General features: G+C 59.6%; 19 protein-coding genes. 11 read left to right on the plus strand and 8 right to left on the minus strand.

What is annotated here, in order from left to right:
* Positions 1-50 precede the first annotated feature (50 nt).
* Positions 51-761, plus strand: coding sequence for a VIT family protein (locus QP363_RS02660; protein WP_010190250.1), 711 nt, complete (start codon positions 51-53; stop codon positions 759-761).
* Positions 762-889: 128 nt separating this feature from the next.
* Here the strand turns inward: QP363_RS02660 and QP363_RS02665 are convergent, their stop codons facing one another.
* Positions 890-1423, minus strand: coding sequence for a carboxymuconolactone decarboxylase family protein (locus tag QP363_RS02665; RefSeq protein WP_070446750.1), 534 nt, complete (start codon positions 1421-1423; stop codon positions 890-892).
* Positions 1424-1467: 44 nt separating this feature from the next.
* Positions 1468-2061: a peroxiredoxin gene (locus QP363_RS02670; protein WP_010190254.1), complete on the minus strand. Its 594-nt coding sequence runs from the start codon at positions 2059-2061 to the stop codon at positions 1468-1470.
* A gap of 173 nt (positions 2062-2234) precedes the next feature.
* Between QP363_RS02670 and QP363_RS02675 the strand changes: the two genes are divergently transcribed.
* Positions 2235-3194 (plus strand): hydrogen peroxide-inducible genes activator, encoded by a 960-nt coding sequence (locus QP363_RS02675; RefSeq protein WP_284762283.1) that lies wholly within the window; start codon positions 2235-2237, stop codon positions 3192-3194.
* Positions 3195-3300: 106 nt separating this feature from the next.
* Here the strand turns inward: QP363_RS02675 and QP363_RS02680 are convergent, their stop codons facing one another.
* The gene (locus tag QP363_RS02680; RefSeq protein WP_284762285.1) at positions 3301-4368 is read right to left on the minus strand and encodes a hypothetical protein; all 1068 of its coding nucleotides are present in this window, start codon (positions 4366-4368) and stop codon (positions 3301-3303) included.
* A 108-nt stretch (positions 4369-4476) separates the two neighbouring features.
* Here QP363_RS02680 and hrpA point away from each other — a divergent pair, with 108 nt between their 5' ends.
* Positions 4477-8352 carry an ATP-dependent RNA helicase HrpA gene (gene hrpA, locus QP363_RS02685; RefSeq protein WP_284762287.1) on the plus strand — a complete coding sequence of 1292 codons (3876 nt, stop codon included), beginning with the start codon at positions 4477-4479 and terminating at the stop codon, positions 8350-8352.
* Here the strand turns inward: hrpA and nrdR are convergent.
* Entirely contained in the window at positions 8349-8807 is a 459-nt protein-coding gene (gene nrdR, locus QP363_RS02690) for a transcriptional regulator NrdR (protein WP_010190258.1), read from the minus strand. The two genes, hrpA and nrdR, sit on opposite strands and share 4 nt — an antisense overlap.
* A gap of 750 nt (positions 8808-9557) precedes the next feature.
* On the opposite strand from nrdR, the gene lexA reads away from it, so the two are divergent.
* Both lexA and QP363_RS02700 read left to right on the plus strand, forming a co-directional pair.
* Positions 9558-10280 carry a transcriptional repressor LexA gene (gene lexA / locus QP363_RS02695; protein WP_070644943.1) on the plus strand — a complete coding sequence of 241 codons (723 nt, stop codon included), beginning with the start codon at positions 9558-9560 and terminating at the stop codon, positions 10278-10280.
* 367 nt (positions 10281-10647) lie between these two features.
* Positions 10648-11430, plus strand: a complete 783-nt coding sequence (locus QP363_RS02700) for a DeoR/GlpR family DNA-binding transcription regulator (protein WP_070446745.1) — start codon at positions 10648-10650, stop codon at positions 11428-11430.
* A gap of 82 nt (positions 11431-11512) precedes the next feature.
* On the opposite strand, the gene ptsP is transcribed toward QP363_RS02700, so the two are convergent.
* Positions 11513-13207, minus strand: coding sequence for a phosphoenolpyruvate--protein phosphotransferase (gene ptsP / locus QP363_RS02705; protein ID WP_070711311.1), 1695 nt, complete (start codon positions 13205-13207; stop codon positions 11513-11515).
* A gap of 238 nt (positions 13208-13445) precedes the next feature.
* Between ptsP and QP363_RS02710 the strand changes: the two genes are divergently transcribed.
* The 4 genes from QP363_RS02710 to QP363_RS02725 all read left to right on the plus strand — a co-directional run bounded on the left by QP363_RS02710 (position 13446) and on the right by QP363_RS02725 (position 17321).
* Positions 13446-14417 carry a 1-phosphofructokinase family hexose kinase gene (locus QP363_RS02710; protein ID WP_070644947.1) on the plus strand — a complete coding sequence of 324 codons (972 nt, stop codon included), beginning with the start codon at positions 13446-13448 and terminating at the stop codon, positions 14415-14417.
* A gap of 23 nt (positions 14418-14440) precedes the next feature.
* A complete protein-coding gene (locus tag QP363_RS02715; protein ID WP_284762292.1) occupies positions 14441-16525 on the plus strand; it encodes a fructose-specific PTS transporter subunit EIIC in 2085 nt (694 codons plus the stop codon).
* 58 nt (positions 16526-16583) lie between these two features.
* Positions 16584-16853, plus strand: coding sequence for an HPr family phosphocarrier protein (locus QP363_RS02720; protein WP_010190265.1), 270 nt, complete (start codon positions 16584-16586; stop codon positions 16851-16853).
* Between the two features lie 147 nt (positions 16854-17000).
* Positions 17001-17321, plus strand: coding sequence for a hypothetical protein (locus tag QP363_RS02725; RefSeq protein ID WP_284762297.1), 321 nt, complete (start codon positions 17001-17003; stop codon positions 17319-17321).
* 98 nt (positions 17322-17419) lie between these two features.
* Here the strand turns inward: QP363_RS02725 and QP363_RS02730 are convergent, their stop codons facing one another.
* Together QP363_RS02730 and hflX are read right to left on the minus strand one after the other, a co-directional pair.
* Positions 17420-18700, minus strand: a complete 1281-nt coding sequence (locus tag QP363_RS02730) for a uracil-xanthine permease family protein (RefSeq protein WP_284762300.1) — start codon at positions 18698-18700, stop codon at positions 17420-17422.
* A gap of 34 nt (positions 18701-18734) precedes the next feature.
* Entirely contained in the window at positions 18735-20213 is a 1479-nt protein-coding gene (hflX, locus tag QP363_RS02735; RefSeq protein ID WP_284762301.1) for a GTPase HflX, read from the minus strand.
* Between the two features lie 122 nt (positions 20214-20335).
* On the opposite strand from hflX, the gene QP363_RS02740 reads away from it, so the two are divergent.
* Both QP363_RS02740 and QP363_RS02745 read left to right on the plus strand, forming a co-directional pair.
* Positions 20336-21118 carry a hypothetical protein gene (locus QP363_RS02740; protein ID WP_284762303.1) on the plus strand — a complete coding sequence of 261 codons (783 nt, stop codon included), beginning with the start codon at positions 20336-20338 and terminating at the stop codon, positions 21116-21118.
* 20 nt (positions 21119-21138) lie between these two features.
* Positions 21139-21672 carry a hypothetical protein gene (locus QP363_RS02745; protein ID WP_070446737.1) on the plus strand — a complete coding sequence of 178 codons (534 nt, stop codon included), beginning with the start codon at positions 21139-21141 and terminating at the stop codon, positions 21670-21672.
* An 18-nt stretch (positions 21673-21690) separates the two neighbouring features.
* Here the strand turns inward: QP363_RS02745 and dapF are convergent, their stop codons facing one another.
* On the minus strand, positions 21691-22527 hold the full coding sequence (dapF, locus tag QP363_RS02750; RefSeq protein ID WP_070446736.1) for a diaminopimelate epimerase: 837 nt from the start codon (positions 22525-22527) through the stop codon (positions 21691-21693).
* Between the last annotated feature and the right edge of the window lie 3 nt (positions 22528-22530).

The following is a 22530-nucleotide window of genomic DNA, read 5'->3' on the forward strand; positions in this document are numbered from 1 at the left end:
TGCGAAAGCACTAGAGAGCCACGCATATTCTGGTATCCAAGGAGCTGGCAATGCCACAACATATCAGCGAACCCCACGGAGCCTCACACAACGCTCGTCTGAACTCTCTTCGCGCAGGTGTACTTGGGGCTAACGACGGCATCGTCTCCGTCGCGGCACTTCTACTTGGCGTCGTTGGTTCTGGGGCGTCGGCAAGCGCCATCCTCACCGCCGGCCTAGCCGCAACGGTGTCGGGCGCTGCCTCCATGGCACTCGGAGAATATGTCTCTGTTTCGGCACAACGCGACTCCGAGCGCATGATGATAGACAAGGAGACCCGCGAGCTGGCAGATCTCCCCGAGCAAGAGCATGCCGAGCTCGTTTCTATGCTCGCCAGCTACGGCATGCATACCGAAACCGCGGATACTGCCGCCCGCGAGATCGCTGCCGAAGATAGACTTCTCGAGGCACACCTTCGACTGGAGATGGGCATTGATGGCGAAGACCTGACAAATCCTTGGCACGCCGCGTTTTGGTCGGCCGTATCCTTCCTTGCCGGCGCCGCACTCCCCCTGTTATCAATCTTCCTCGCACCCATGAGCATGGCTGCAGCAACAGTCGCCATTGTTACCCTGATCGCCCTGGCAATCACGGGCTACGTTTCGGCACGCCTCGCTGACACGGATGCCGCGCGCTCCGTCTTCCGCCTGGTTATCGGTGGTGCGCTCGGCTTAGCCATCACCTATGGCATCGGCGTAGCCTTCGGCGGGGTCATCGGCTAGCCCATGCTAGGACACTTTCCTCTGCCCCAGGTCCGGGCCCAAGCCGACAATGCACAAAGTCCCACTCACCGCAGTGCGAGCGGTGAGTGGGACTGCTTAACTGCGCTTGGGAAAGCGCACTGAGTCATTTACTCAGCGGAGCGTACGGCTTCGGCCTGGAGCGCTTGTGCAACGGCCTCAACCACACCAGCGACCTTGATGCCTTCCCAAATCTGCTCCTTGGTCACGCCTTCCTCGAGGAGAGTATTAGCGTGTGCGGACAGGCAGTGCTCGCAGCCGTTGATGGCGGAGACGACGGTGCTCCACAGCTCGAACGTAGCCTTGTCTACGCCAGGCTTAGCAATGATATTCATGCGCAGACCAAACTTGACCTGGGCAAAATCATCACCCAACCAGCTCTTTGCGCGGTAGGCCACGTTGTTCATAGCCATCACCGTGGCGGAGCCGAGAGCTGCGTCAATTGCCTCCTCGCTGAGGTGCTCGCGAGCTTCCTCAAGAATCTCCGACAGCACCAGGTCATTGCGGGTCGCAGCAGCGGCAGCAACCAAGCTGCCCCACAGCTGCTCCTCATTCAGCTCGGTGCTACGCGTAAGGGAACCAATGTTGAGCTTCTGATCCTTGGCATATGCCGGAAGCGCGGACTTCAGATTTTCGATGGACACTGATCTAACTCCTTTAAGGTTGGGCGGTTGTGCTTAGTGCTGGTTTATAGAGCGGACTTAACAACCTCGAGCTTGTCGATGTTCTTGGTCGGGTCATTAGCCTCCCAGTTGCAGGCACAGACCTCTTCAGACTGCAGGGCGTCCAGCACGCGCAGAACCTCATCTACGTTGCGGCCGACAGCATCCGGAGTCACGGACACGAACTGGATAACACCGTCCGGGTCGATGATGAAGGTAGCGCGGTCAGCAACACCGTCGGCGTTTTCCACACCGAGGGCACGGATCAGGTCGTGGCGAATATCAGAGAACATCGGGAACGGAACTTCCTTCAGCTCCGGGTGGGTTGCACGCCAGTTGAAGTGCGCGAACTCGTTATCGGTGGAGCCGCCAAGAACCTGGGTATCGCGGTCCAGGAATTCCTCGTTCAGCTTGCCGAAAGCCGCAATTTCAGTCGGGCAGACGAAGGTGAAGTCCTTCGGGTAGAAGAACACGACCTTCCACATTCCCTGGTACTTGTCCAGAGATACCTGCTCGAAGTAGTCCTCCGGCTGGTTAGCGTTGACGTCGTGGAGGTCGCCTCCCTTCAGCGCGGTCAGCTCGAACTCCGGGAACTTCTCACCAACGGTCAAGATAGGCATAGAAGACTCATCTCCTTTAATAGTCACAACAATGCACAAATGTGATGTAAATCTCTACGACCGCACACCACTTTGCCTTTTGGCTAGTACGCAGTCGCTCGCTTGTTAAGTATGCCACGGAAGGCTTTGCGCGTCAATAGGCTCCACGAATTAGAGATGTTAGAGTTATAGGCATGAACAATAAGGAGTATCGCCCAACCCTTGCCCAGTTGCGTACCTTCGTCACGATTGCGGAAAACAAGCACTTTGGAACCGCAGCCGCCAAACTCGATATCTCCCAACCTTCGCTCTCCCAGGCCCTCGTCGCACTCGAGCAAGGTTTGGGAGTACAGCTGATCGAACGCTCGACCCGCAAGGTCATCGTGACGTCGACAGGTGAAGCGCTACTGCCTTATGCCAAGGCAGCACTCGAAGCTTCCGACGCTTTCCTCAGCCAAGCGCGCGGCGCTAGCGGCACGCTTACCGGCCCCCTCACTATCGGCATCATCCCCACCATCGCGCCCTATATTTTGCCGGGGATACTGCAGTCCATCAGCGAGACCTATCCCGATTTAGAACCCCGCTTCGTCGAGGAACAGACCCAGCACCTGCTAGACAAGCTGCGCGAGGGCAACCTGGACCTGGCCATTGTTGCCCTGCCCACCGAAGCCCCCGGAATGGTGGAGATTCCTCTCTACAGCGAGGCCTTCACCGCAGTCACCCCGGCAGAGCACCCACTTGCGGGTCGAAAGGATCTCACGCTCGAGGATCTAGGGCACCTTGATCTGCTCCTGCTTGACGACGGCCACTGTCTCCGCGACCAAGTCCTCGACCTGTGCCGCCGCGCGAAGGTCAATCCCTCCGAAGCCACCAATGCCGTCACTCGAGCCTCGTCGCTGACTACTATCTTGCAGCTGGTCATGGGAAACCTCGGCGCCACTCTCGTCCCCGAGTCCGCCCTGGCAACGGAATGCCAGAATCCGCGGCTCTCCGTCGCACACTTTGCCCCTTCTGTCACGGCGGAGCGGCACGTGGGGCTTGTCTTCCGCTCTTCCGCTGCCCGTGCCGATGAGTTCAGCGCTTTCGGGACCTTGGTCACCGCTGCCTTCCGCGACGCCGCGGAGCGTTCCCGGACACTTTTCACGGCCTCCTAACTGTTCCCCAGCTCCAGCATCAGAGCTAAAGAAGACGACAACGCCGCCCCTAACTCACCTCATGAAGTCAGGGGCGGCGTTGCGTATCGATTCGACAGCTTAAGCCTTAGGCTGCAGGAGCATAGCGACCCTGGCACTGGCGGCACAGGTGTGCGGTTGCCAGCTGCAGTGCCGGCGCGATGATGATCAGTGCCAAGCCCAGGGTGATGAGGGAGGCGAAAGCCATCAGACCGGACAGGACAATGAACAGCAAGATGTGACCGTAGTTTTCCTTGCCCAGCTTCAGACCCTGGGAGAAAGCCTCACCAACGGAGGAGCTATCGGCTGCCAACCACGGCATGAGAGTGAAGAAGGGCTGAATGAACAGCGCAATCAGCATGACGATGATGACTCCGCCGAAGATAGAGCCAACGAGTGCAAAAATATCATTTTCACTGAGCTGCTCTGGGTTCTGGAGGTCCACACCTGCCACACCACCGAGGCCCACCATAAACAGGCCGACGATGACGATCACCAAGACAATCGCACCAAGAATGCCCAAGACGATGTTCACCACGAGCGGCGGTACCCATCGAACACCCTGGAACAGGGTGCCCCACGTGGGGCTCGGCTTGTCGATTTCACGGTAGGCCAAACGATAAACAACCAGAGCAATGACAAAGGACAGGATGGACACCGCGAAGGAGAAGAGGTCCAACATAATGGAGGTCTCCGCCCCATCGGCGCTCTGCGCACCAACGCTGATTCCAATTTGTGGGACAAACTGAATAGCGAACACGACGACGGCGCCCAGCACCCACAAAAGTGCGTTACTGAGCGCGGCTTTGAATCCCCATTTGATCGCTTCGATAGCGCTGACCGGACCGGTGTAGGCCGGGCCGGCGCCTGGGCCTGGGCCTTCGTAGCTGGAGTCGCTTCCATAGCCCGCACCAGCGTAGCCCGGCTGGCCAGCCTCGTACCCACCATAGGATTGGGAGCCGTAGTCGCCGCCGCCATAATTGCCGTAGCTGCTGGACTGGCCGAAGCCAGCCTGATCTTCTGGGTGAGAAGTAGGCTCGTATTTGGGAAGTTCGCCGTTGTTTCCGGAGGAGTCGCCGGAGTTATGAGCCGGGTTGCTGCCAAAGCCCCGGTTGGAGTCGTTATCCTCCGGCTTCGATTCAAAAGGATTAGTCATAAACTATGCCCTTCATTGATTAGTGTTCGTGCAGTAAACACGAGGGTACCAATATCTCCACCTCGACCTGTGAGCGAATAGCCTTCCGAGTAGACTTTTAGGTCGATTATGACTGCTACTCGCGAAGACCTTTACGGCGCTCTCACTTCGGTTTCCTTGAGTGATGAGCGCGCTTTCCGCCGTCGCCTGCGCAAGGCCCGCTCCCCCAAGGCCCTGAATGCCATTGGAGCCGATATCGCAGCCGCCCAAGACAAGGTGCGCACCATCGATGCGCATGTACCACCCATTACCTACCCCGAACAGCTTCCCGTCACTGGGCGCCGCGATGATATCGCCGAAGCTATCGAGAATAATCAGGTAGTCATCATCGCCGGTGAGACTGGTTCGGGAAAGACCACCCAGATTCCCAAAATCTGTTTGGAGCTCGGCCGCGGGCGTCGAGGGCTCATTGGGCATACTCAGCCACGACGTTTGGCAGCGCGCACGGTTGCTGAGCGCATTGCAGAAGAGCTTGACCAGTCCATCGGGGACTCAGTCGGCTATGCCATCCGCTTCGATGACCGAGTCTCCTCCACCACCGCAGTGAAACTCATGACGGACGGCATCTTGCTAGCAGAAATGCAGCGTGACCGCTTCCTCAACGCCTATGACACAATCATCATCGATGAGGCACACGAGCGTTCGCTCAACATTGATTTCCTCCTCGGCTACCTTAAAAGGCTTCTTCCCAAGCGCCCGGACCTGAAGGTCATCATCACCTCCGCCACCATTGATCCGGAACGCTTCGCCAAGCACTTCGCTGACGCTCACGGTGAACCAGCGCCGATCATCGAGGTATCGGGGCGTACCTACCCCGTGGAGATCCGCTACCGCCCGCTCGAGGTCGAATCAGGCGGAAAGACCATCGACCTCGATCCCCTGGACGCCCTCTGCGAAGCCATCGAAGAACTCATGGCCGAAGGCGAAGGAGACATTCTGTGCTTCTTCCCGGGCGAGCGCGATATCCGCGACGCCATGGAAGCCATCGAAGGGCGCCATTGGCGCAACGTGGAGGTCACTCCGCTCTTCGGACGACTGTCCAACCAGGAACAACATCGCGTCTTCCGCTCGCACCGCGGCCGCCGAATCGTGCTCTCTACCAACATCGCTGAGACCTCATTGACGGTGCCTGGCATTCGCTATGTCGTCGACACGGGCACCGCGCGCATCTCGCGCTATTCCACTCGCACCAAGGTGCAAAGACTGCCCATTGAGCCGATCTCCCAAGCAAGCGCTAACCAGCGCTCAGGCCGATGTGGTCGCGTTGCCGATGGCATTGCCATCCGCCTCTACAGTGAACAGGACTTCCTCTCCCGGCCAGAATTCACCGACCCCGAAATCCTGCGCACCAACCTGGCCAGCGTCATCCTGCAAATGATCTCGTTGCGCCTCGGTGATATCGCCGACTTCCCCTTCGTTCAATCCCCCGAACCGAAGGCCGTGCGCGATGGTCTGCTCCTCCTCCACGAATTGGGCGCACTCGAGGGCAAAGAAAAAGGTGGGCTGCCGGTACTGACCCGAATTGGACGCAACCTGGCCCGCATCCCCGTGGATCCGCGCATGGCCCGCATGCTCGTTGAAGCCAACACCTCCGGATGCCTCCACGACGTCATGGTCATTGTTGCCGCGATGACAATCCAGGATGTGCGCGAGCGGCCTACCGACAAGCAAGCGCAGGCTGACCAAGCCCATGCTCGTTTTAAAGACAAGTCTTCAGACTTTATGGCAATGCTCAACCTGTGGGACTTTGTCCAAGAAGCTCGCGAGGAGATGAGCGGCAATGCTTTCCGCAAACGGATGAAGGCCGATTTCCTGCACTATATGCGCATCCGCGAGTGGTTCGACCTGGTGCGGCAGCTGCGGGACGTCACCAAGCAGCTCGGGTGGAACGCTCAAGAGGGCACCGAACGGCGCCCCGATGACATCCACATGTCGTTGCTCTCTGGCCTGCTGTCCAACATCGGCGCACGTGACGGTAACTCCAAGGAGTTCATTGGCGCGCGCAATACCCGCTTCCTTGTTTTCCCGGGATCAGCGCTCACAAAGAAGCCACCGGAGTTCCTCATGGCAGCCGAGCTGGTGGAAACCTCGCGACTGTGGGCACGCGATGTTGCCGCCATCGACCCGGCCTGGGTGGAAAAACTGGCGAAGGATCTGTTGAAACACAACTATTCCGATCCAACATGGTCACGGAAGCGTGGCTCAGCGGTCGTTACCCAACGCTCGACGTTGTACGGCGTCACCGTGGTCGCAGACCGGTCGGTGCCCTACCACCGCGTCGATCCTGCGGCGGCACGCGATATGTTCATTCGCAATGCGCTTGTCGACGGCGAATGGACCACCCACCATCACTTCTTCCACGACAACAAGCGCAAGCTTGCCGAGGCCTCCGAGTATGAGGAGAAGGCCCGTCGGCGCGGTCTCGTGGTGGATGAAGACACGCTCTTCGACTTCTATGACCAGCGAATCCCCGAGTCTGTCACCACTGCCCGTCACTTCGATTCTTGGTGGAAGAAACAGAAGAACAAGCACTCTTTGGACTTCGACCCGGAAGCACTCCTCGAAGAGGACCACGCTGTTACTGAAGAGGCTTTCCCCGACCGATGGCTGAAGGGAAGCATCGACTACGACCTCTCTTATAAATTTGAACCCGGTGACCCCCTCGATGGTGTCACGCTCATGGTCCCTGTCCCCCTCCTTGCGGGATTGGACTCCGGGGGCTTCGACTGGCTCGTACCCGGCCTGCGGCTAGAGCTGGTAACGGAGCTGATTCGCTCACTCCCGAAGGCTCTTCGGCGCACTGTGGTTCCAGCACCCGAATTCGCTGAACGAGCGCTGCCCAAGCTTGTGCCCTATGAAGGCGCACTCACTGAGCAACTCGCTGCTGTTCTGCAAGAAATGGGCGGCCAAGGCATCAACGCAGGGGATTTCCGCCCCGACCAGCTCCCTCCGCACCTGCGCATGAACTACGCGGCAGTGGACAAACGAGGAAAGGTCATCGATTCCGATCGGGACTTGAAGGCGCTCGTGCAACGCCAAGCCGGGCATATCTCGTCCTCCGTCTCGCGTGTTGGCCGGGCAGCTGAATCCACCGCCGTCAAGGAATGGTCAAAGGACACTCTGGGCGCTATCGATGAAGAGGTAACCACTGTCGTTGATGGGCACGAGGTCACCGCCTATCCAGCACTCGTAGCAACGAAGGAAGGCGTCGCTCTCAAGGTGCACCCGACAAAAGCGGCTGCCGACGCCTCCATGATCACCGCCACCCTCACCTTGTTGCTTCGGGAAATCTCCGTGAGTGCACAACAGATGGTCAAGGGCTTACCGCTACAGCAGCGGGTAGCTGTCGACTCCTACCCACACGGCGGAGCCGAAGGGTTGGTCAACGATGCACGAGTAGCCGCAGTGCGCGACATCATGATGGAGAAGGGCGGGCCCGTAAGAACTCCTGAGGAGTTTACCGCCTTGCTGAACGCCGTAAAGCCTGAGGTCCCGGGGCGTGTGCGTCAGGCGGTGGTGGCCATTGCCCCAGGGTTGGCAGAGTACTCCAACCTCAACGCTGAGCTGAAGCACTGGGAGGGGCCGGCAATCGATGATATTCGCGCTCAGCTCGACTTCCTATTGCCACCGCACGCCATCACCGTGCATGGAATCCAGCACTTGCGCCACCTACCGCGCTATATCCAGGCTGCACGTATCAGGCTTGATGATATGAACCTGGATCCAGATCGTGACGCTGACCGCCAGGCAGATGTCGACGAGGCCAAGGCCTACCTGAATAATCGTTTGCGCTCCTTGCCTGCAGGCCGCGAGAAGACGCGTGAAGTTAAGGAGATCTTGTGGATGATCGAGGAGTTGCGCGTATCGCTCTTCGCGCAACGCCTAGGAACCGCTCATGCGGTGTCTGTTCGGAGAATCCAAAAGGCCGCGGATAAATTGCGCTAGAAGCTATCGCGGTCACGCCGACGCATCAGGCGAATTTCCGATTCGAAGTCGTCTGCGCTTTCGAAAGACTTGTATACGGAGGCGAAGCGCAGGTAGGCGACCTCATCGAGATCGCGGAGAGGCTCCAAGATGGCAAGGCCGATGTCGTTGGCATTGACTTGGGAGGACCCATGACTGCGCACGGTCTCCTCGACTTCTTGTGCAAGCTTCTTCAGAGCATCATCACTTACATCACGCCCTTGGCACGCGCGTTTGACGCCGCGAATCAGCTTGTCGCGGCTGAAGGGCTCCGCTAAGCCATTGCGCTTGACTACCGACAGGACCGCCTTTTCGATCGTGGTAAAACGGCCTTTACATGCGGCGCATTCGCGACGCCGCCGGATTGAGGTTCCACTATCAATCACGCGCGAATCGATGACTCGTGACTGTTCATTGTGACAGAACGGGCAATACATAGTGCCGTAACCTTCCTCTCCGCCGATGCGCCTTGCTTCCCCGGCCCAAGGAATTCTAGCGCGAAGTTGCCTCCGCGGTAGCTGAAGCACCATTGTTACTAGGAACCTCACTATCGATGCTGAGGCCACCCCACACTGTTCCAATAAAGACTGCAGCGCCAAAGACCGCGCCCAAAACATAGTTACCTACGTTCGACCCACCACGCCGGCTCCGCGACACACTCCGCGGGGAAGAAACACAGGATGGTGCCGAGCTGATCGTGCGCCCCTGTGTTCTACCCTCCGAAGAGAGCGTTCGAACAACAGACGAGCCACGGGAAGAAGTAGGTGATAATTCATGGGTTCGCACCTGGCCCTGCACAGGATCCCAAATTGCCGCCGGAGGGACCAGCACTGCCGTATTGCGAGGCTTCCGACGAACATCCCTACGCAGTACAGAGGCATTATTGAGAGCGATAGCCATGACGGCTCCTTTCTAGTTCTTCCTTCTCCATCGACGCAATATCCGAAGTATAAGAATCCAGGCAGACACTTTCGAACATCACCATCGACCAACCGTTCGATTTAGCGTGTATGTTCGATTTATAGCACCGTCTCGAAAATTTGTCCACAATTCGGCGACGCCAGTCGAACATTTTTTCCTGTCGTGCTAAAAAGGAAAGCGGAAGCACCACCGGCAGTCCCATACATGCCTGGCACGCCAAAGCCTCAACCACGAATGTGCACATCGCAATAGTTTTAGGAGAAAGAATGGCCCGCAAATCCAAGCGAAGCGACCACCCTTCCCTCGACACCCTGTCCGCCCGCCAGCGCCGCATCCTGGAGGTTATCCATGATGCCGTAATGCTCCGCGGATACCCGCCAAGCATTCGTGAGATCGGTGATGCCACCGGCCTACAGTCCACATCATCCGTGGCCTACCAGCTGAAGCAGCTTGAGGAGAAGGGCTTCCTGCGCCGCGATCCAAACAAGCCGCGCGCCGTTGATGTCCGCCACTTCCCCGGTGCCGAAGACTCGAAGAAGCCCGGCCGCAAGACAAGCCAGGCAAACAAGTCTCCGGATCTTTCCACCCCCGATATCCCTGAGGACGCAGCGACGCCGAACTATATCCCTGTTGTCGGCCGCATTGCCGCAGGTTCCCCAATTACCGCCGAAGAAAACGTTGACGCTTATTTCCCCATGCCGGGCGAAATCCTTGGCAGCGGCGAACTTTACATGCTGCAGGTCGTGGGCGATTCTATGCAGGACGCCGGAATCCTCAACGGCGATTGGGTGATTATTCGCTCACAATCCGTCGCAGAGGAAGGCGAGTTCGTCGCCGCTCTCCTGGACGGCGAAGAAGCTACCGTAAAGGAATTTCACCGCGACTCTTCCGGCGTCTGGCTTCTCCCCCATAATGATGCCTACTCCCCCATCAAGGGCGACGAAGCTGAGATCATGGGCAAGGTAGTGTCAGTTTTCCGCAAGCTCTAGGAATCATCACTTCGCAGCCACCCCCAGGGCCCTACCCACCCCGCAGTGCCAGTCCACTCGGTGCGGGCGTAAAGGGCCGGGGGATTGTTTCTTTCTACCCCCTTGTGTGTGTACATGCCCGATTCCTACCGCTTTAGCGTCCGACATCACACATTTGCATATGTGCAGGTTATAACTGAATTTTTGCACTAAGACGGCAATCGCAATGTGAGTTTTTCTTTGTTTCGTTCCGTTTTCTTCACATTCAGTGGGACAATAGAAGCATCGCCGCAACATTCGTTGCTCTTTTCGTTCACACGCCCCAGCCCCGTTTCCTTTCCGCGGCGGGCGCAGTGACCACCACAGGCAGACTTCACCGGGAGGAACTATGTACGCAGAAGAGCGTCGCCGACAAATTGCCTCATTGACCGCCGTCGAAGGCCGTGTCAATGTCACCGAACTTTCTGAACGCTTCGATGTTACCGCTGAGACGATTCGCCGCGATCTCGCGGTTTTGGACCGGGAAGGAGTCGTGCACCGAGTCCATGGTGGTGCGGTTGCCTCCCAATCCTTCCAAACCGCGGAGTTAACCCTTGATACCCGTCAACGCTCGGCCACGGGCGCCAAGATGGCCATTGCGCGCGCTGCGCTGGAACAGCTCCCCGATGGCGGCAGCATCTTCCTCGACGCCGGCACCACGACGAATGCGCTTGCCGATCTCATTGGCCAGCGCTATTCGGCAGGTCAGTTCAGCATCGTCTCCAACAGCCTGCCGATCGCCCTTTCGCTAGCCAGCAACGGGGTATCCGAAGTCCAGCTCCTTGGCGGTACAGTACGGGCAATTACCCAGGCCGTGGTTGGTGATACCGCCCTTCGCACCATGGCGCTCATGCGTGCCGACGTGGCTTTTGTCGGCACCAACGCACTGACCATTGATCACGGTCTCTCAACGGCAGACTCGCAAGAGGCTGCGATCAAGTCCGCTTTCGTCACCAATGCGCACCGCGTCGTCGTACTGTGCGATTCTTCAAAGCTGGGCAATGACTACCTCGTGAGCTTTGCGTCCCTCGATGAAATTGATGTCGTTATCACCGATGCCGGCGCGCCCGCTTCCTACGTTGAAGCGCTGCGTGAGCACGGCATTGAGGTGATCATTGCTGCAGAGAAGTAGGCGCTTTAGCCCCTAGATCGTTTCAGGAGGTGTGCACCCCTTCATGGTGAGGGGCACACACCTCCTGCGCATTCACAATAATCTAGGACGCTTGGAATTGCTCCAATAGGTCAATCACCGCGGCGCGGGCATCAGCTGGGCCCTCAGCGTTTACTGCTGCGTCCGACATCTTCTGGCATTGCTCAAGAGTGACCTCAGCAAGCTGTGCGCCAACACCTGCGACCGCAGTCGACGCCGCAGACAGTGAAGTCACACCAAGGCCAGTTAGCACGCAGGCGAGCATGGGATCTGCTGCTGCTTCGCCGCAGACGCCCACCGGAACATTATTATCGCGCCCGACCACGCAGGTGTGCTGGATCAAACGCAACACGGCCGGTTGCCACGGATCAGTCAAGTAGGCCAGCTGGGGCGATAGGCGGTCAGCGGCCATAGTGTACTGCGTCAAGTCATTGGTACCGATGGACACGAAGTCGAGGTGCGGCAGGATAGTATCCGCCATCAGGGCTGCAGCCGGTACCTCAATCATCGCACCAGCCGTGAGCCCACGCTCGCGACAGAGTTCGGCGAACCACTTTGCCTCGACTGCCGTGGCCACCATCGGTGCCATAACCCACGTCGTGGCACTTTCGGCACGCTTTTCTGCGGCCTGCGCGATGGCATCGAGCTGACGGGTCAAAAGTGCCTCGTTATCGCGGGCGATGCGCAGGCCGCGGACGCCCAAGGCGGGGTTCTCCTCAGAGTCTAACGTGGCATAGGAGATCGGCTTATCAGAACCAGCATCGAGCGTTCGAACAACGACCTTGGAGTCCGGGAAAGCGTTGAAAACCTTGCCGTAGATGCGCGCTTGCTCCTCCACGGTGGGCTCTTCGCTCGCGGAGAGGAAGGACAGCTCTGTACGGTACAAACCGATACCTTCTGCCTGCGAATCAGAGGCGATGCGAGCTGCGTTGCCGTCGGCAACATTGGCGAGCAACTGCACGCGGTGTCCATCCTTGGTCTGGGCCGGACCCCGCCACTCGGCCACTCGTGCTGCCTTCTCGCGGTATTCCTCTACAGCCTTGAGCGAGGCAGCGCGATCCGCACCAAGGGCCACTGTTCCCACGGAGCCATCGACGAAGATCTGGGTTCCCGCCTCAATCGTGCGCAGCTCAGCGCCGACCGCCACGATGCACGGAAGATCGAGCTGACGAGCGATAATTGCCGTGTGGCTGGTGGGACCGCCCAGCTCGGTCACTAGCGCCTTGATATGGGTGGTGTCCAAGGTTGCGGTATCCGCCGGTGCAAGGTCATCCGCCAGCAGCACCGCCTCCCCTTCAACCATGGGCAGGCCCGGCTCTTGCTCACCACGCAGTTGTGCGATGACACGGTCGCGCACGTCCTTGAGGTCAGTCGTGCGCTCGGCCATTACGCCGCCGGCGGCCTCAAACATGGTGACAAACCTGTCTGTGGCACCAACAACTGCATATTCGGCGTTCTTGCCGCTGCGAATACCCTTGCGCACTGCCTTGTGCCAACCTCGGTCCTTGACCATTCCAGCAGTAGCGCCCAGAACTTCTGCTGCCTGACCTTCAGCACCAGCGGCACGCTGTTCTAGCCTGCTGGCAACGATGTCGGCGGCTTCGAGGAAGCGATCGTATTCAGCATCACGTTGCTCTTCCGCCACGGTTTCTCCAGCCGTGGGCAGTTCTGGGCGTGGGCGAACCCACACCGCCTCAGCGTATGCAACGCCGGCGACGACGCCGGTGCCTTTAATGGTGGATGGGGATGCGTTTTCCATGACACATTTCCTTACGGAGACGATGTTTTTCTCTATCCAGATCATCACAAGTCGGTCAAAAATGCAACGAAAACCACAGTGACGCCGTTGACATTCGGACACAAACGGGCAATAATCAACATTAAGCAACATTACTTTCACGCTGACCACGGGCAATCCGCACGGGAGTTCTTGTTTAAGCCGCCGAGGCGCGTTTGCCCCCAATATACGCACTCCGCGAAAGGGGACATTGTCCACAATGATCCTTACCTTGACCCCCAACCCAAGCATCGACGCCACCGTGCGCCTAAACGAGGAACTCGAGCCTGGTGCTGTACACCGCGCAGGGTCTGTCTCCAGCGTTGCCGGTGGTAAAGGCGTCAACGTCACGCACGCCGTAACGCTCGCTAACGTCGACAGTCTGGCCCTTCTACCGGCTGTGGCCTCAGACCCTTTCTTAGCCCTCGCCGCTGACGCGTCTATCCCCGTGCACGCCGTGCCGGCGCATGACGCGGTGCGCACCAATACCACCCTGACCGAACCGGATGGCCGTACGACCAAACTCAACGGACCCGGCCCCACGCTCGATGAATCAATTCAGCAAGACGTGGCACAGGCTGTTGCTGAACACTGCGCTGCCGCCGAGTGGATCGTCATGGCGGGCTCTCTTCCCCAAGGCGTTCCTACAGATTGGTACACGCAGCTCATCTGTGTCGCGCGCGAAGCCAACCCCGGCATCCGTGTAGCCGTCGACACCTCCGATGCCCCTATGGTGGCTCTCGGAGAAAACCTCGAAACCGCCAGCCCCGACCTCATCAAGCCGAATGGTCTTGAGCTTGGCCAGCTAGCCAACGTGGATGGTCAGGCCCTCGAAGCTGCCGCCGAGAACGGTGATTTTAGCGGTGTGGTCAAGGCCGCGAGGGTCGTCGTCAAGCGCGGCATCCCCGAGGTTCTCGTCACCCTGGGTGGCGCTGGCGCAGTGCTGGTCACTGCCGATGAAGCGTGGGCCGCTACTCCCCCGCCGATTACCCTGCGCTCTACCGTGGGCGCCGGTGATTCTTCGCTCTCCGGCTATATCCTCGCCCGCCGCTCGGGTGCCTCCTACTCGGAAGCCCTGCGCCAAGCGGTGGCCTACGGCTCGGCTGCCGCAGCACTCCCGGGAACCCAGATACCAACCCCTGAAGAACTAGATATCGAACACACGACGGTTCAGGCCGTCACCGACTTTTAGCAGTACTGAGGAGTACGTACCCGATGTCATCAGAACTCATCACCACCGATCTTGTGGCGCTCGACGCCGACTTCGGTGACAGCATCGAATCAGTCATTACCAACCTGGCCACGCTTGTCCACGACACCGGCCGCGCCACCTCCGTGGAGGAACTGGCTGACCCCGCCATCGAGCGTGAAGCAAAGGCTGGCACCGGTGTCCCCGGTGGCGTTGCCATCCCACACTGCCGTTCCGCCGCAGTGTCTGAACCCACCTTGGCCTTCGCCCGCCTCTCGCGCGGTGTAGACTTCTCCGGGCCCGATGGCGACGCCCACCTGGTGTTCCTCATCGCCGCCCCGGAAGGTGGCGGTAAAGCACACCTGAAGATCCTTTCCAAGCTGGCTCGCGCGCTGGTGAAGAAGGACTTCTTGGAGGCTCTGCGCACCGCGCAGACCAAGGAGGAAATCGTCTCCCTGGTACTCGACGTGGTTAACGCCGAAAAACCGAAGAAGAAGGCTACGGCCAGCGAATCGGCACCTGCAGCTGCGGCTGCTGTGCCTGCGGCGAGCAAGGCTGCGGATTCACAGAAGACCCGCATCGTGGCCGTGACCGCATGCCCGACCGGCATTGCCCACACATACATGGCAGCCGACGCCCTCACCCAAACCGCCGAGGAGCGCGACGATGTCGAGCTCACCGTAGAAACCCAGGGTTCCTCCAATAACACCGCTGTTTCTGCAGACACCATCGCGGCTGCCGACGCCGTCATCTTCGCTACCGATGTCGGTGTTCGCGACCGGGAGCGCTTCGCCGGAAAGCCCGTTATTGAATCAGGCGTCAAGCGCGCCATCAACGAGCCGGGCGTGATGCTCGATGAAGCTATCGCTGCGTCCAAGAACCCCAACGCACACAAGGTCGCAGGCACGGCAGGCGCAGCCTCCTCTAGTTCCGCAGAAGAAGGCGAAGGACTGGGCTGGGGCAAGCGCATTCAGCAGGCCATCATGACCGGTGTGTCCTACATGGTGCCCTTCGTCGCTGCCGGTGGCCTCCTCTTGGCCTTGGGCTTCCTCTTCGGTGGCTACGACATGGCCAACGGTTGGCAGGCCATCACCAGCGATTACTCGTTGACCAACCTGCCGGGCCATGACGTCATGGTTGATGGCGAAATGATGACCTTCAAGAAGGCAGGGTTCGCCCTGTACATCGGCGCCGTGCTCTTCGCCATCGGTCAAGCATCGATGGGATTCATCGTCGCGGCGCTCTCCGGCTACATTGCCTTCGCGCTGGCGGGCCGCCCGGGCATCGCGCCGGGCTTCGCCGGTGGTGCCATTGCGGTCACCCTCGGTGCGGGCTTCATCGGTGGTCTGGTCACCGGCCTTATCGCTGGCTTTGTTGCGATGTGGATTGGCAAGTGGAAGGTCCCGCGCTGGATCGGCTCCCTCATGCCTGTGGTCATCATCCCGCTGCTCGCCACGATGATTACCGGCCTGCTCATGTACCTGCTGCTCGGTGCACCGCTGGCCGCCATCATGGAAGGCCTGCAGAACTGGCTGTCCTCTATGTCCGGTTCCTCCGCGGTCCTTCTGGGCATCATCCTGGGACTTATGATGTGCTCCGACTTGGGTGGCCCGGTCAACAAGGCTGCTTACCTCTTCGCTACTGCTGGCCTGTCCACGGGTGATGAGGCTTCCATGAAGATCATGGCCGCCGTTATGGCCTCCGGCATGGTTCCGCCGATCGCACTGTCCATCGCTACCTTCGTACGCAAGAACCTGTTCACGCCTGCGGAGCAGGAAAACGGTAAGTCCGCCTGGCTGCTGGGTCTGTCCTTCGTCTCCGAGGGCGCTATCCCGTTCGCTGCTGCCGACCCGCTGCGTGTCATCCCGTCAATGATGCTCGGTGGCGCAGTAACTGGTGCTCTGTCGATGTCCCTGGATGTCATGTCTCGCGCCCCGCACGGCGGTATCTTTGTTATCTTCGCTATCGAACCTGCGTGGGCTTACTTCGTGGCTATCCTTGCCGGCGTCATCGTGTCCGCCATTGCGGTCATCGCGATGAAGCAATTCTGGCCTAACAAGGCTGCGGAAGAGGCTGCTGCGAAGGCAGACAAGGCCAAGGCCGCCGCCTAGCGCTTAAGCCGCGTACACTTGTAAGCACGAAACTCCGTAATTCGAAAGGATTATTATCATGGCTTCTAAGACCGTCAAGGTTGGTTCCTCCGTCGGACTGCACGCACGTCCGGCCTCCATCATTGCCGATGCCGCCGCTGAGTTCGACGAGGACATCTTCCTGACCCTCGTCGGTGACGAGGACGAGGACGAGACCGATGCTGCTTCCTCCCTCATGATCATGGCTCTCGGCGCCGAGCAGGGCGACGAAGTCACCGTGACTTCTGAGAACGAGGCCGCTGTGGAGAAGATCGCCGGTCTCATCGAGCAGGACCTCGACGCTTCCTAAAGCATTTTCCGTCTATAGAACGGCAGAGCTCCCGCTTCCCTCTTGTGCTGAGGGTGGCGGGAGCTTTTTGATTCGCCTCGTCTGCGCGGACTCTTTCTCTTGTCTTCTCCCCTCGACTGAAGTGACCTACTGTGTAGAGTCAAAGACATGACTGGCCAGCCAACAACGCCCCCAGACGTCGGCTACGAGGTCATGGGAGCGTTGACCCGGTTCCGCGGCGACCTCGATGAAACCCTCTACCACGGAGTCGCCTCACACCTCTGGGCGGATCAATTAGCGGGAGATTATCCGATTGGAAAAGCAGACTTCGCCAACCCCGAAACCATTTCGTGGCCAACTCATACCGACGACGAGGTATACATACACACGGTGGAAGAGCTGCTGGACTACGCACAGGCTCATTCCGGCAGTGATGATGTCTGGCTGGATGATGAGTTCGTGGGGAGAGCTTTAAAGGGACCGAAGTAAAAGCACCTTATGCAGAGTTCTGCACATATTCACCTGGGGTTTTCTAAACCAAAGCCTCCAGATGGTGCCTTTACTCCGATCAGGCGGCGAGGGTGTGTCTAGTACTTCGCGCCGCGGCCCTCACCAATGGCGCCGTAGAGCTTCTTCATCACCGGGTAGAGCACGATGATGCCGACAGAGCCCCAGGCAATGCCCTCAAGCGTCACGCCAAAGACGTCGAGGGTGAGGTTGCCAATACCCGCGATGAGCGCCACCGCCGCAGCAGTGAGGTTCACCGGGTTATTGAAGTTGACCTTGTTGTCCATCCAGATGCGCACGCCGAGCATGCCGATGAGCCCGTAGAGGACAATGCAAGCACCACCCAGCACGCCGGTGGGGATGGTAAAGATGAGCGCGCCAAACTTCGGGATGAAGGCCAGAGCGATGGCTGTGATAGCAGCTACCCAGTAGGCGGCCGTGGAGTAGACCCGGGTCGCGGCCATCACGCCGATATTCTCCGCATAGGTCGTTGTACCGGAGCCGCCGAAACCACCGGCTAAGGAGGTAGCCAGGCCATCGGCGATGAGAGCGTCGCCAGCGAGATCATCGAGATCGCGTTTGGTCATCTCAGAGACCGCTTTGACGTGACCGACGTTCTCAGCAATCAGCACAACCAGCACCGGCAGGGCTGCCGCGATGGCGGAGGCGTGGAACTCCGGCGCATGGAACTGCGGGAAGCCAATCCAGGCTGCTTCGCGGATGGACTGCACAGCGCCTTCGCCAAGGTTGCCCGTGGCAGCCGCAAAAGCCCAACCGACAACGACACCGATAAGAATCGACAGGCGCGACACCATGCCGCGACCAGCGACGGTGGCCAGGATGATGACCGCCAGCGTCACCGTGGCAACCAGAGGCTGGCTCGAATAATTGGTGGCAGCATTGGGCGCCAAGTTAAGGCCAATCAGTGCCACGATGGCGCCGGTCACAGCCGGCGGCATGACGGCGTCAAGGACCTTCCGGCCCGCCGCCTTCACCGCGAAACCAATCGCCACCAGGACCAGGCCAGTCACTAAGACGGAACCCGCCTGTGCGCCAATGCCGTACTGCTGGGAGGCGCTCAGCGGCGCAATGAACGCGAAAGAGGATCCCAGGTAGGAAGGCAGGCGGTTGCGGGTAATCAGGAGGAATAGGATTGTTCCCAGGCCTGAAAACAGCAACGTCGTATTGACCGGGAATCCGGTCAGGGTGGGCACCAGCAGTGTCGCGCCGAACATGGCCACGACGTGCTGCATGCCAATGCCGATAGTGCGGCCCCAGCTCAATCGTTCTTCGGGTGCGACGACCGCGCCCGGCTTAATCGTTTTTCCGTCCCCGTGGACGGCCCAGCCAAAATTACTCACGAACCATAATTATGGCTCACGGGAGCACTGAAACCTAAGCGTCCTCACCGGCCACGCGAAATTCCCTGAGTTCGGCGGCAATAGAGGCGGGCAGGCGAACGTCGACAAGCGTGCCCTGACCCGTGTACTCCTCACTGCGCACGGTGCCCTGGGTATGGATGCGATCGACCACGTCCCCGCGGGTAAACGGAATGAGCAACTGCACGTGCTCGTCTTGGGAATTGAGGAACAGCTCCACACGCGCAGTGAGCTCATCGATGCCCTCCCCCGTCTTGGCGGAGACATAGACGACATTGTCGCGGTCGAGGGCGTGGCGCAGCTCCGCGAGTACCAGGGGGTCAGCCTGGTCAATCTTATTAATGACGATAATCTCCGGCGGGGCTTCCTCACCGGTGTCCTTCACAATGTCATAGATGACCTTGTTGACCGCTTCAATCTGCTTGAGCGGGAAAGGATCAGAGCCGTCCACCACATGAAGCATCAAGTCCGCTGCGAGGACTTCCTCCAAGGTGGATTTGAAGGCTTCCACCAGCTGCGTCGGCAGGTGGCGCACAAAGCCGACGGTATCGGTGAAGACGACCTGACGGCCATCGGCCAGCTCGGCGCGGCGCGTAGTGGGATCCAAGGTAGCGAACAGCGCGTCCTCCACCAGCACGCCAGCGCCCGTCATCGCGTTGATGAGCGAAGACTTGCCAGCGTTGGTGTAGCCAGCAATAGCGATCTGCGCAATCGTTGAGGATGCGCGGCGCGAGCGCTTGATCTCGCGTTCCGTCTTCATCCCTTTAAGTTCCTTGCGCAGCAGCGCCATCTGCGTGCGGATGCGGCGACGATCCGTCTCAATCTTGGTTTCACCGGGTCCGCGCAAGCCGACACCGCCGTTGGATCCGGCTCGGCCACCCGCCTGGCGCGAGAGGTTACCGCCCCAACCGCGTGTATGGGTGTAGAGGTACTCCAGCTGTGCGAGCGAGACTTGGACTTTACCTTCCTTGGACTTGGCGTGCTGCGCGAAGATGTCCAAGATGAGCATGGTGCGGTCGATAACCTTGGTGTTGAGCGCTCGTTCTAATGCCGTGAGCTGGCCCGGGGTAAGTTCGCCGTCGCATACCACGGTATCCGCGCCGGTGGCAGTCACGATATCCTTGAGCTCTTTCACCTTGCCGGAACCGATATAGGTTCCAGGATCCGGCTTGTCGCGCTTCTGATACAGGGCTTCGATGACCTCTGCACCCGCGGTCTCCGTCAACGCGACAAGCTCCGCCATCGTGGCCTCAACCTCGGCCACGGTGCCTTCGGTCCACACGCCCACCAAGATCACTTGCTCAAGGCGGAGCTTGCGGTACTCCACCTCGTAGATGTCGGTGCTGTCTTCTGAGCGGATTGTGGTCTTACGGTTCACTCGCCGGAAGGCATTGCGCTCCGCGAGGTCGAAATCACCGGTGGACGGCACCTGTGTCATGGGCGCGGGCTCACCAAAAGCCTGCGCGAGGAGATCATCATGGGTTTCTTGTGTCATATGTTTTCTATTCTTGCACGTCACGCCTCTTAACAGGGAATCTCCGTTGCACACGACCTTGTGCCGATCCCGGCGGCAAGGCTCACCGACAACATTTTAGAGTCATCGCGGCGCCAGATACAATGGGCCGCATGACCGTCAAAGAGACCACCCACCCAGAGATGCAGGCCATTGGCCTCAACTACGAGCGCTGGCAGGACGCCGTCGAAGCCGCCATTTCCACCAACCAGCTGGCAGTCACCGGGGAGGTTCGCGGAGGACAACTCATTCAGTTCTCGGATCCTTCCGGGGCGCAACTCAATATCCTTGCCGTCGAACCTTTCGCCACCTTTATCGGCTTCGAGGGCGTCACCCAAGGATTCGCTCACGTCTCTATGATCAACGATGTCTTGGCTTACCTGGACATCATCGATCCTTTCGGAAACGTTCTCGCGCAAGCAACGGCGAACCTGGCGCAGGGCCCGCTCTTGGCAGATGAGGACACCCAGCAGTGGCAACAGGTAGAGCTCACCGCGATGGGCCTCGACGTCACCGCCTTCGACAGCACTGAAGCCTACGAAGCCGAGAAGGGTGCCTACCCAGCCACGTTTGAATCCACTGGCGCGGCAATTGTTGCGGCCGGTTCCGGTTCCGAATCCCCCACGCCGGGCTGCACTTTTTCCGCACGGGTCATGGAATCCGAGTGGCGCCACAACCAGCTCACAGGTAAGCGCTTCATGCACCTCGTCATGGATGGCACCTTCCCCTTCGATCTGTGTCTGCCGGAGAGCTTTGGTGAGCTGCCACCGAAGGATTCCGTTCTTGCGGGTTCGGCGATGTTGACGGCCTCGATTGCGCTGCCCACCGGTGGTTGTGGCAGCGAAGGCGGCTGCGCTTGTGGCTCTGGAGGCTGCGGAGGCCACTAAGGTCTCGGAGAGTTGTCACCATGATTTTTTCCGCATCTCAGCGTCGCGGTCTAGCGCTGCTTCTCGCCGCAGTTACCGCTGCGGTGTTGATTGTGACGCTGAAGCTGCCGGGAGTCATCCTCGCTGCTTTCGTCTGCGGCGCGCTGTGGCTTTTCGCCGATGCCCGCCCCAACGCCTCGGAGCATGCGGCACTGCGGGCTTCCATTGCGCTCACGGTGGAGGACATCACGGGTGTCCTCGAGGACTATGCCACGTTTGCTACGAGCGATGACGCGGAGTCCTTAGCCGACCGAACATTGCACCGCCCCGCGCTTGTCGACGTCGACTGCGCAAACCCCGTCATCGAAGCGTTCCACTACGAGATGCATGGTGCGCAACGCTTCTTACGCCGCCTCGATGCGCGGGTGAACTCACCGCACGTTGAAACCAGTGAGCTGGAATCCCTGCTTAAAGTGGCCGACGAGCGCGCCGCAGAACTCAAAGAAGCCTGGCTCGCGGCCCGCCGCGCCGCCTTGGCCTTGGGCACCAACTACAAAAAAGAGGACGGACGCTAAACGCCGTCCCGAAAAGCCCTATAGTGAAGTTTCACCAGTTGCCACGATGCGCGAAGGCCCCGTCAGCGTGGAGCCGTCTTCGGTGATGTCCACCTCTACCTCGCCGCCCGGAACAATGACGCGGACGTGGCCGGTGACCTGGGAGGCATCGGCAAGCGCGGCGCACGCTGCCGCCACCGTTCCGGTGCCGCACGAGCGAGTCTCACCCGAGCCGCGCTCGAAGACGCGCATGTGAATCACACCATCGCGCAAAGGTGTCACCAGCTCTACGTTGACGCCTGCCGGGAAAAAATCAGTGTCAAAGACAGGCTGCTCAAGGCGCTTTCCAGCCAAGGCCTCTGCGCTAAGCCCCGGGATTACAGCCGCCAAATGGGGGTTTCCCACGTCCACTCCTAGCCCGGCGAAGCTCTCCCCCGCCATCGCAGCCGTGGAGACACCGAGCACCTGTGCTGGTCCCATCTCCACGCTAACTTCGGCCTCAGTCTCGCTGAAAGAGTGCACGGTAACCTGCTTGGCGCCGGCGCGCGTGCCCACGGTGAAGGTGTCTTCTTCCACCAACCCACGGGAACGGACCCAATGCGCGAAGACGCGGGTGCCGTTGCCACACATTTCCGCCACGGAGCCATCCGCGTTGCGGTAGTCCATGAACCAGTCATCGGCGTTAATACCCGGCGCGAGCTCATCGATTTCTCCAGAAGCGAGCAGTTCACCAGCGCGGATGACGCGCAGTACACCGTCGGCGCCGATTCCGGCTCGACGGTCACACAGTGCCGCCACCTTTTCCGGCGGTAGCGGCTCGGTTCCCTCCACAATGACGAAATCGTTCTCAGTTCCGTGGCCTTTAGCAAAGTTCATAGC

Source organism: Corynebacterium sp. UMB6689 (assembly GCF_030215295.1).
Taxonomy (GTDB): Bacteria; Actinomycetota; Actinomycetes; order Mycobacteriales; family Mycobacteriaceae; genus Corynebacterium; species Corynebacterium aurimucosum.

Excerpts from the sequence above, each read along its gene's own strand:
- QP363_RS02745 (WP_070446737.1), top strand. The coding sequence starts at position 21,139 with ATGATTTTTTCCGCATCTCAGCGTCGCGGTCTAGCGCTGCTTCTCGCC.
- QP363_RS02710 (WP_070644947.1), top strand. The coding sequence starts at position 13,446 with ATGATCCTTACCTTGACCCCCAACCCAAGCATCGACGCCACCGTGCGC.
- QP363_RS02740 (WP_284762303.1), top strand. The coding sequence starts at position 20,336 with ATGGGCCGCATGACCGTCAAAGAGACCACCCACCCAGAGATGCAGGCC.
- hflX (WP_284762301.1), bottom strand. The coding sequence starts at position 20,213 with ATGACACAAGAAACCCATGATGATCTCCTCGCGCAGGCTTTTGGTGAG.
- nrdR (WP_010190258.1), bottom strand. The coding sequence starts at position 8,807 with ATGTATTGCCCGTTCTGTCACAATGAACAGTCACGAGTCATCGATTCG.
- QP363_RS02670 (WP_010190254.1), bottom strand. The coding sequence starts at position 2,061 with ATGCCTATCTTGACCGTTGGTGAGAAGTTCCCGGAGTTCGAGCTGACC.
- ptsP (WP_070711311.1), bottom strand. The coding sequence starts at position 13,207 with ATGGAAAACGCATCCCCATCCACCATTAAAGGCACCGGCGTCGTCGCC.
- dapF (WP_070446736.1), bottom strand. The coding sequence starts at position 22,527 with ATGAACTTTGCTAAAGGCCACGGAACTGAGAACGATTTCGTCATTGTG.
- QP363_RS02715 (WP_284762292.1), top strand. The coding sequence starts at position 14,441 with ATGTCATCAGAACTCATCACCACCGATCTTGTGGCGCTCGACGCCGAC.
- QP363_RS02675 (WP_284762283.1), top strand. The coding sequence starts at position 2,235 with ATGAACAATAAGGAGTATCGCCCAACCCTTGCCCAGTTGCGTACCTTC.
- QP363_RS02680 (WP_284762285.1), bottom strand. The coding sequence starts at position 4,368 with ATGACTAATCCTTTTGAATCGAAGCCGGAGGATAACGACTCCAACCGG.
- lexA (WP_070644943.1), top strand. The coding sequence starts at position 9,558 with ATGGCCCGCAAATCCAAGCGAAGCGACCACCCTTCCCTCGACACCCTG.
- QP363_RS02725 (WP_284762297.1), top strand. The coding sequence starts at position 17,001 with ATGACTGGCCAGCCAACAACGCCCCCAGACGTCGGCTACGAGGTCATG.
- QP363_RS02660 (WP_010190250.1), top strand. The coding sequence starts at position 51 with ATGCCACAACATATCAGCGAACCCCACGGAGCCTCACACAACGCTCGT.
- hrpA (WP_284762287.1), top strand. The coding sequence starts at position 4,477 with ATGACTGCTACTCGCGAAGACCTTTACGGCGCTCTCACTTCGGTTTCC.
- QP363_RS02700 (WP_070446745.1), top strand. The coding sequence starts at position 10,648 with ATGTACGCAGAAGAGCGTCGCCGACAAATTGCCTCATTGACCGCCGTC.
- QP363_RS02720 (WP_010190265.1), top strand. The coding sequence starts at position 16,584 with ATGGCTTCTAAGACCGTCAAGGTTGGTTCCTCCGTCGGACTGCACGCA.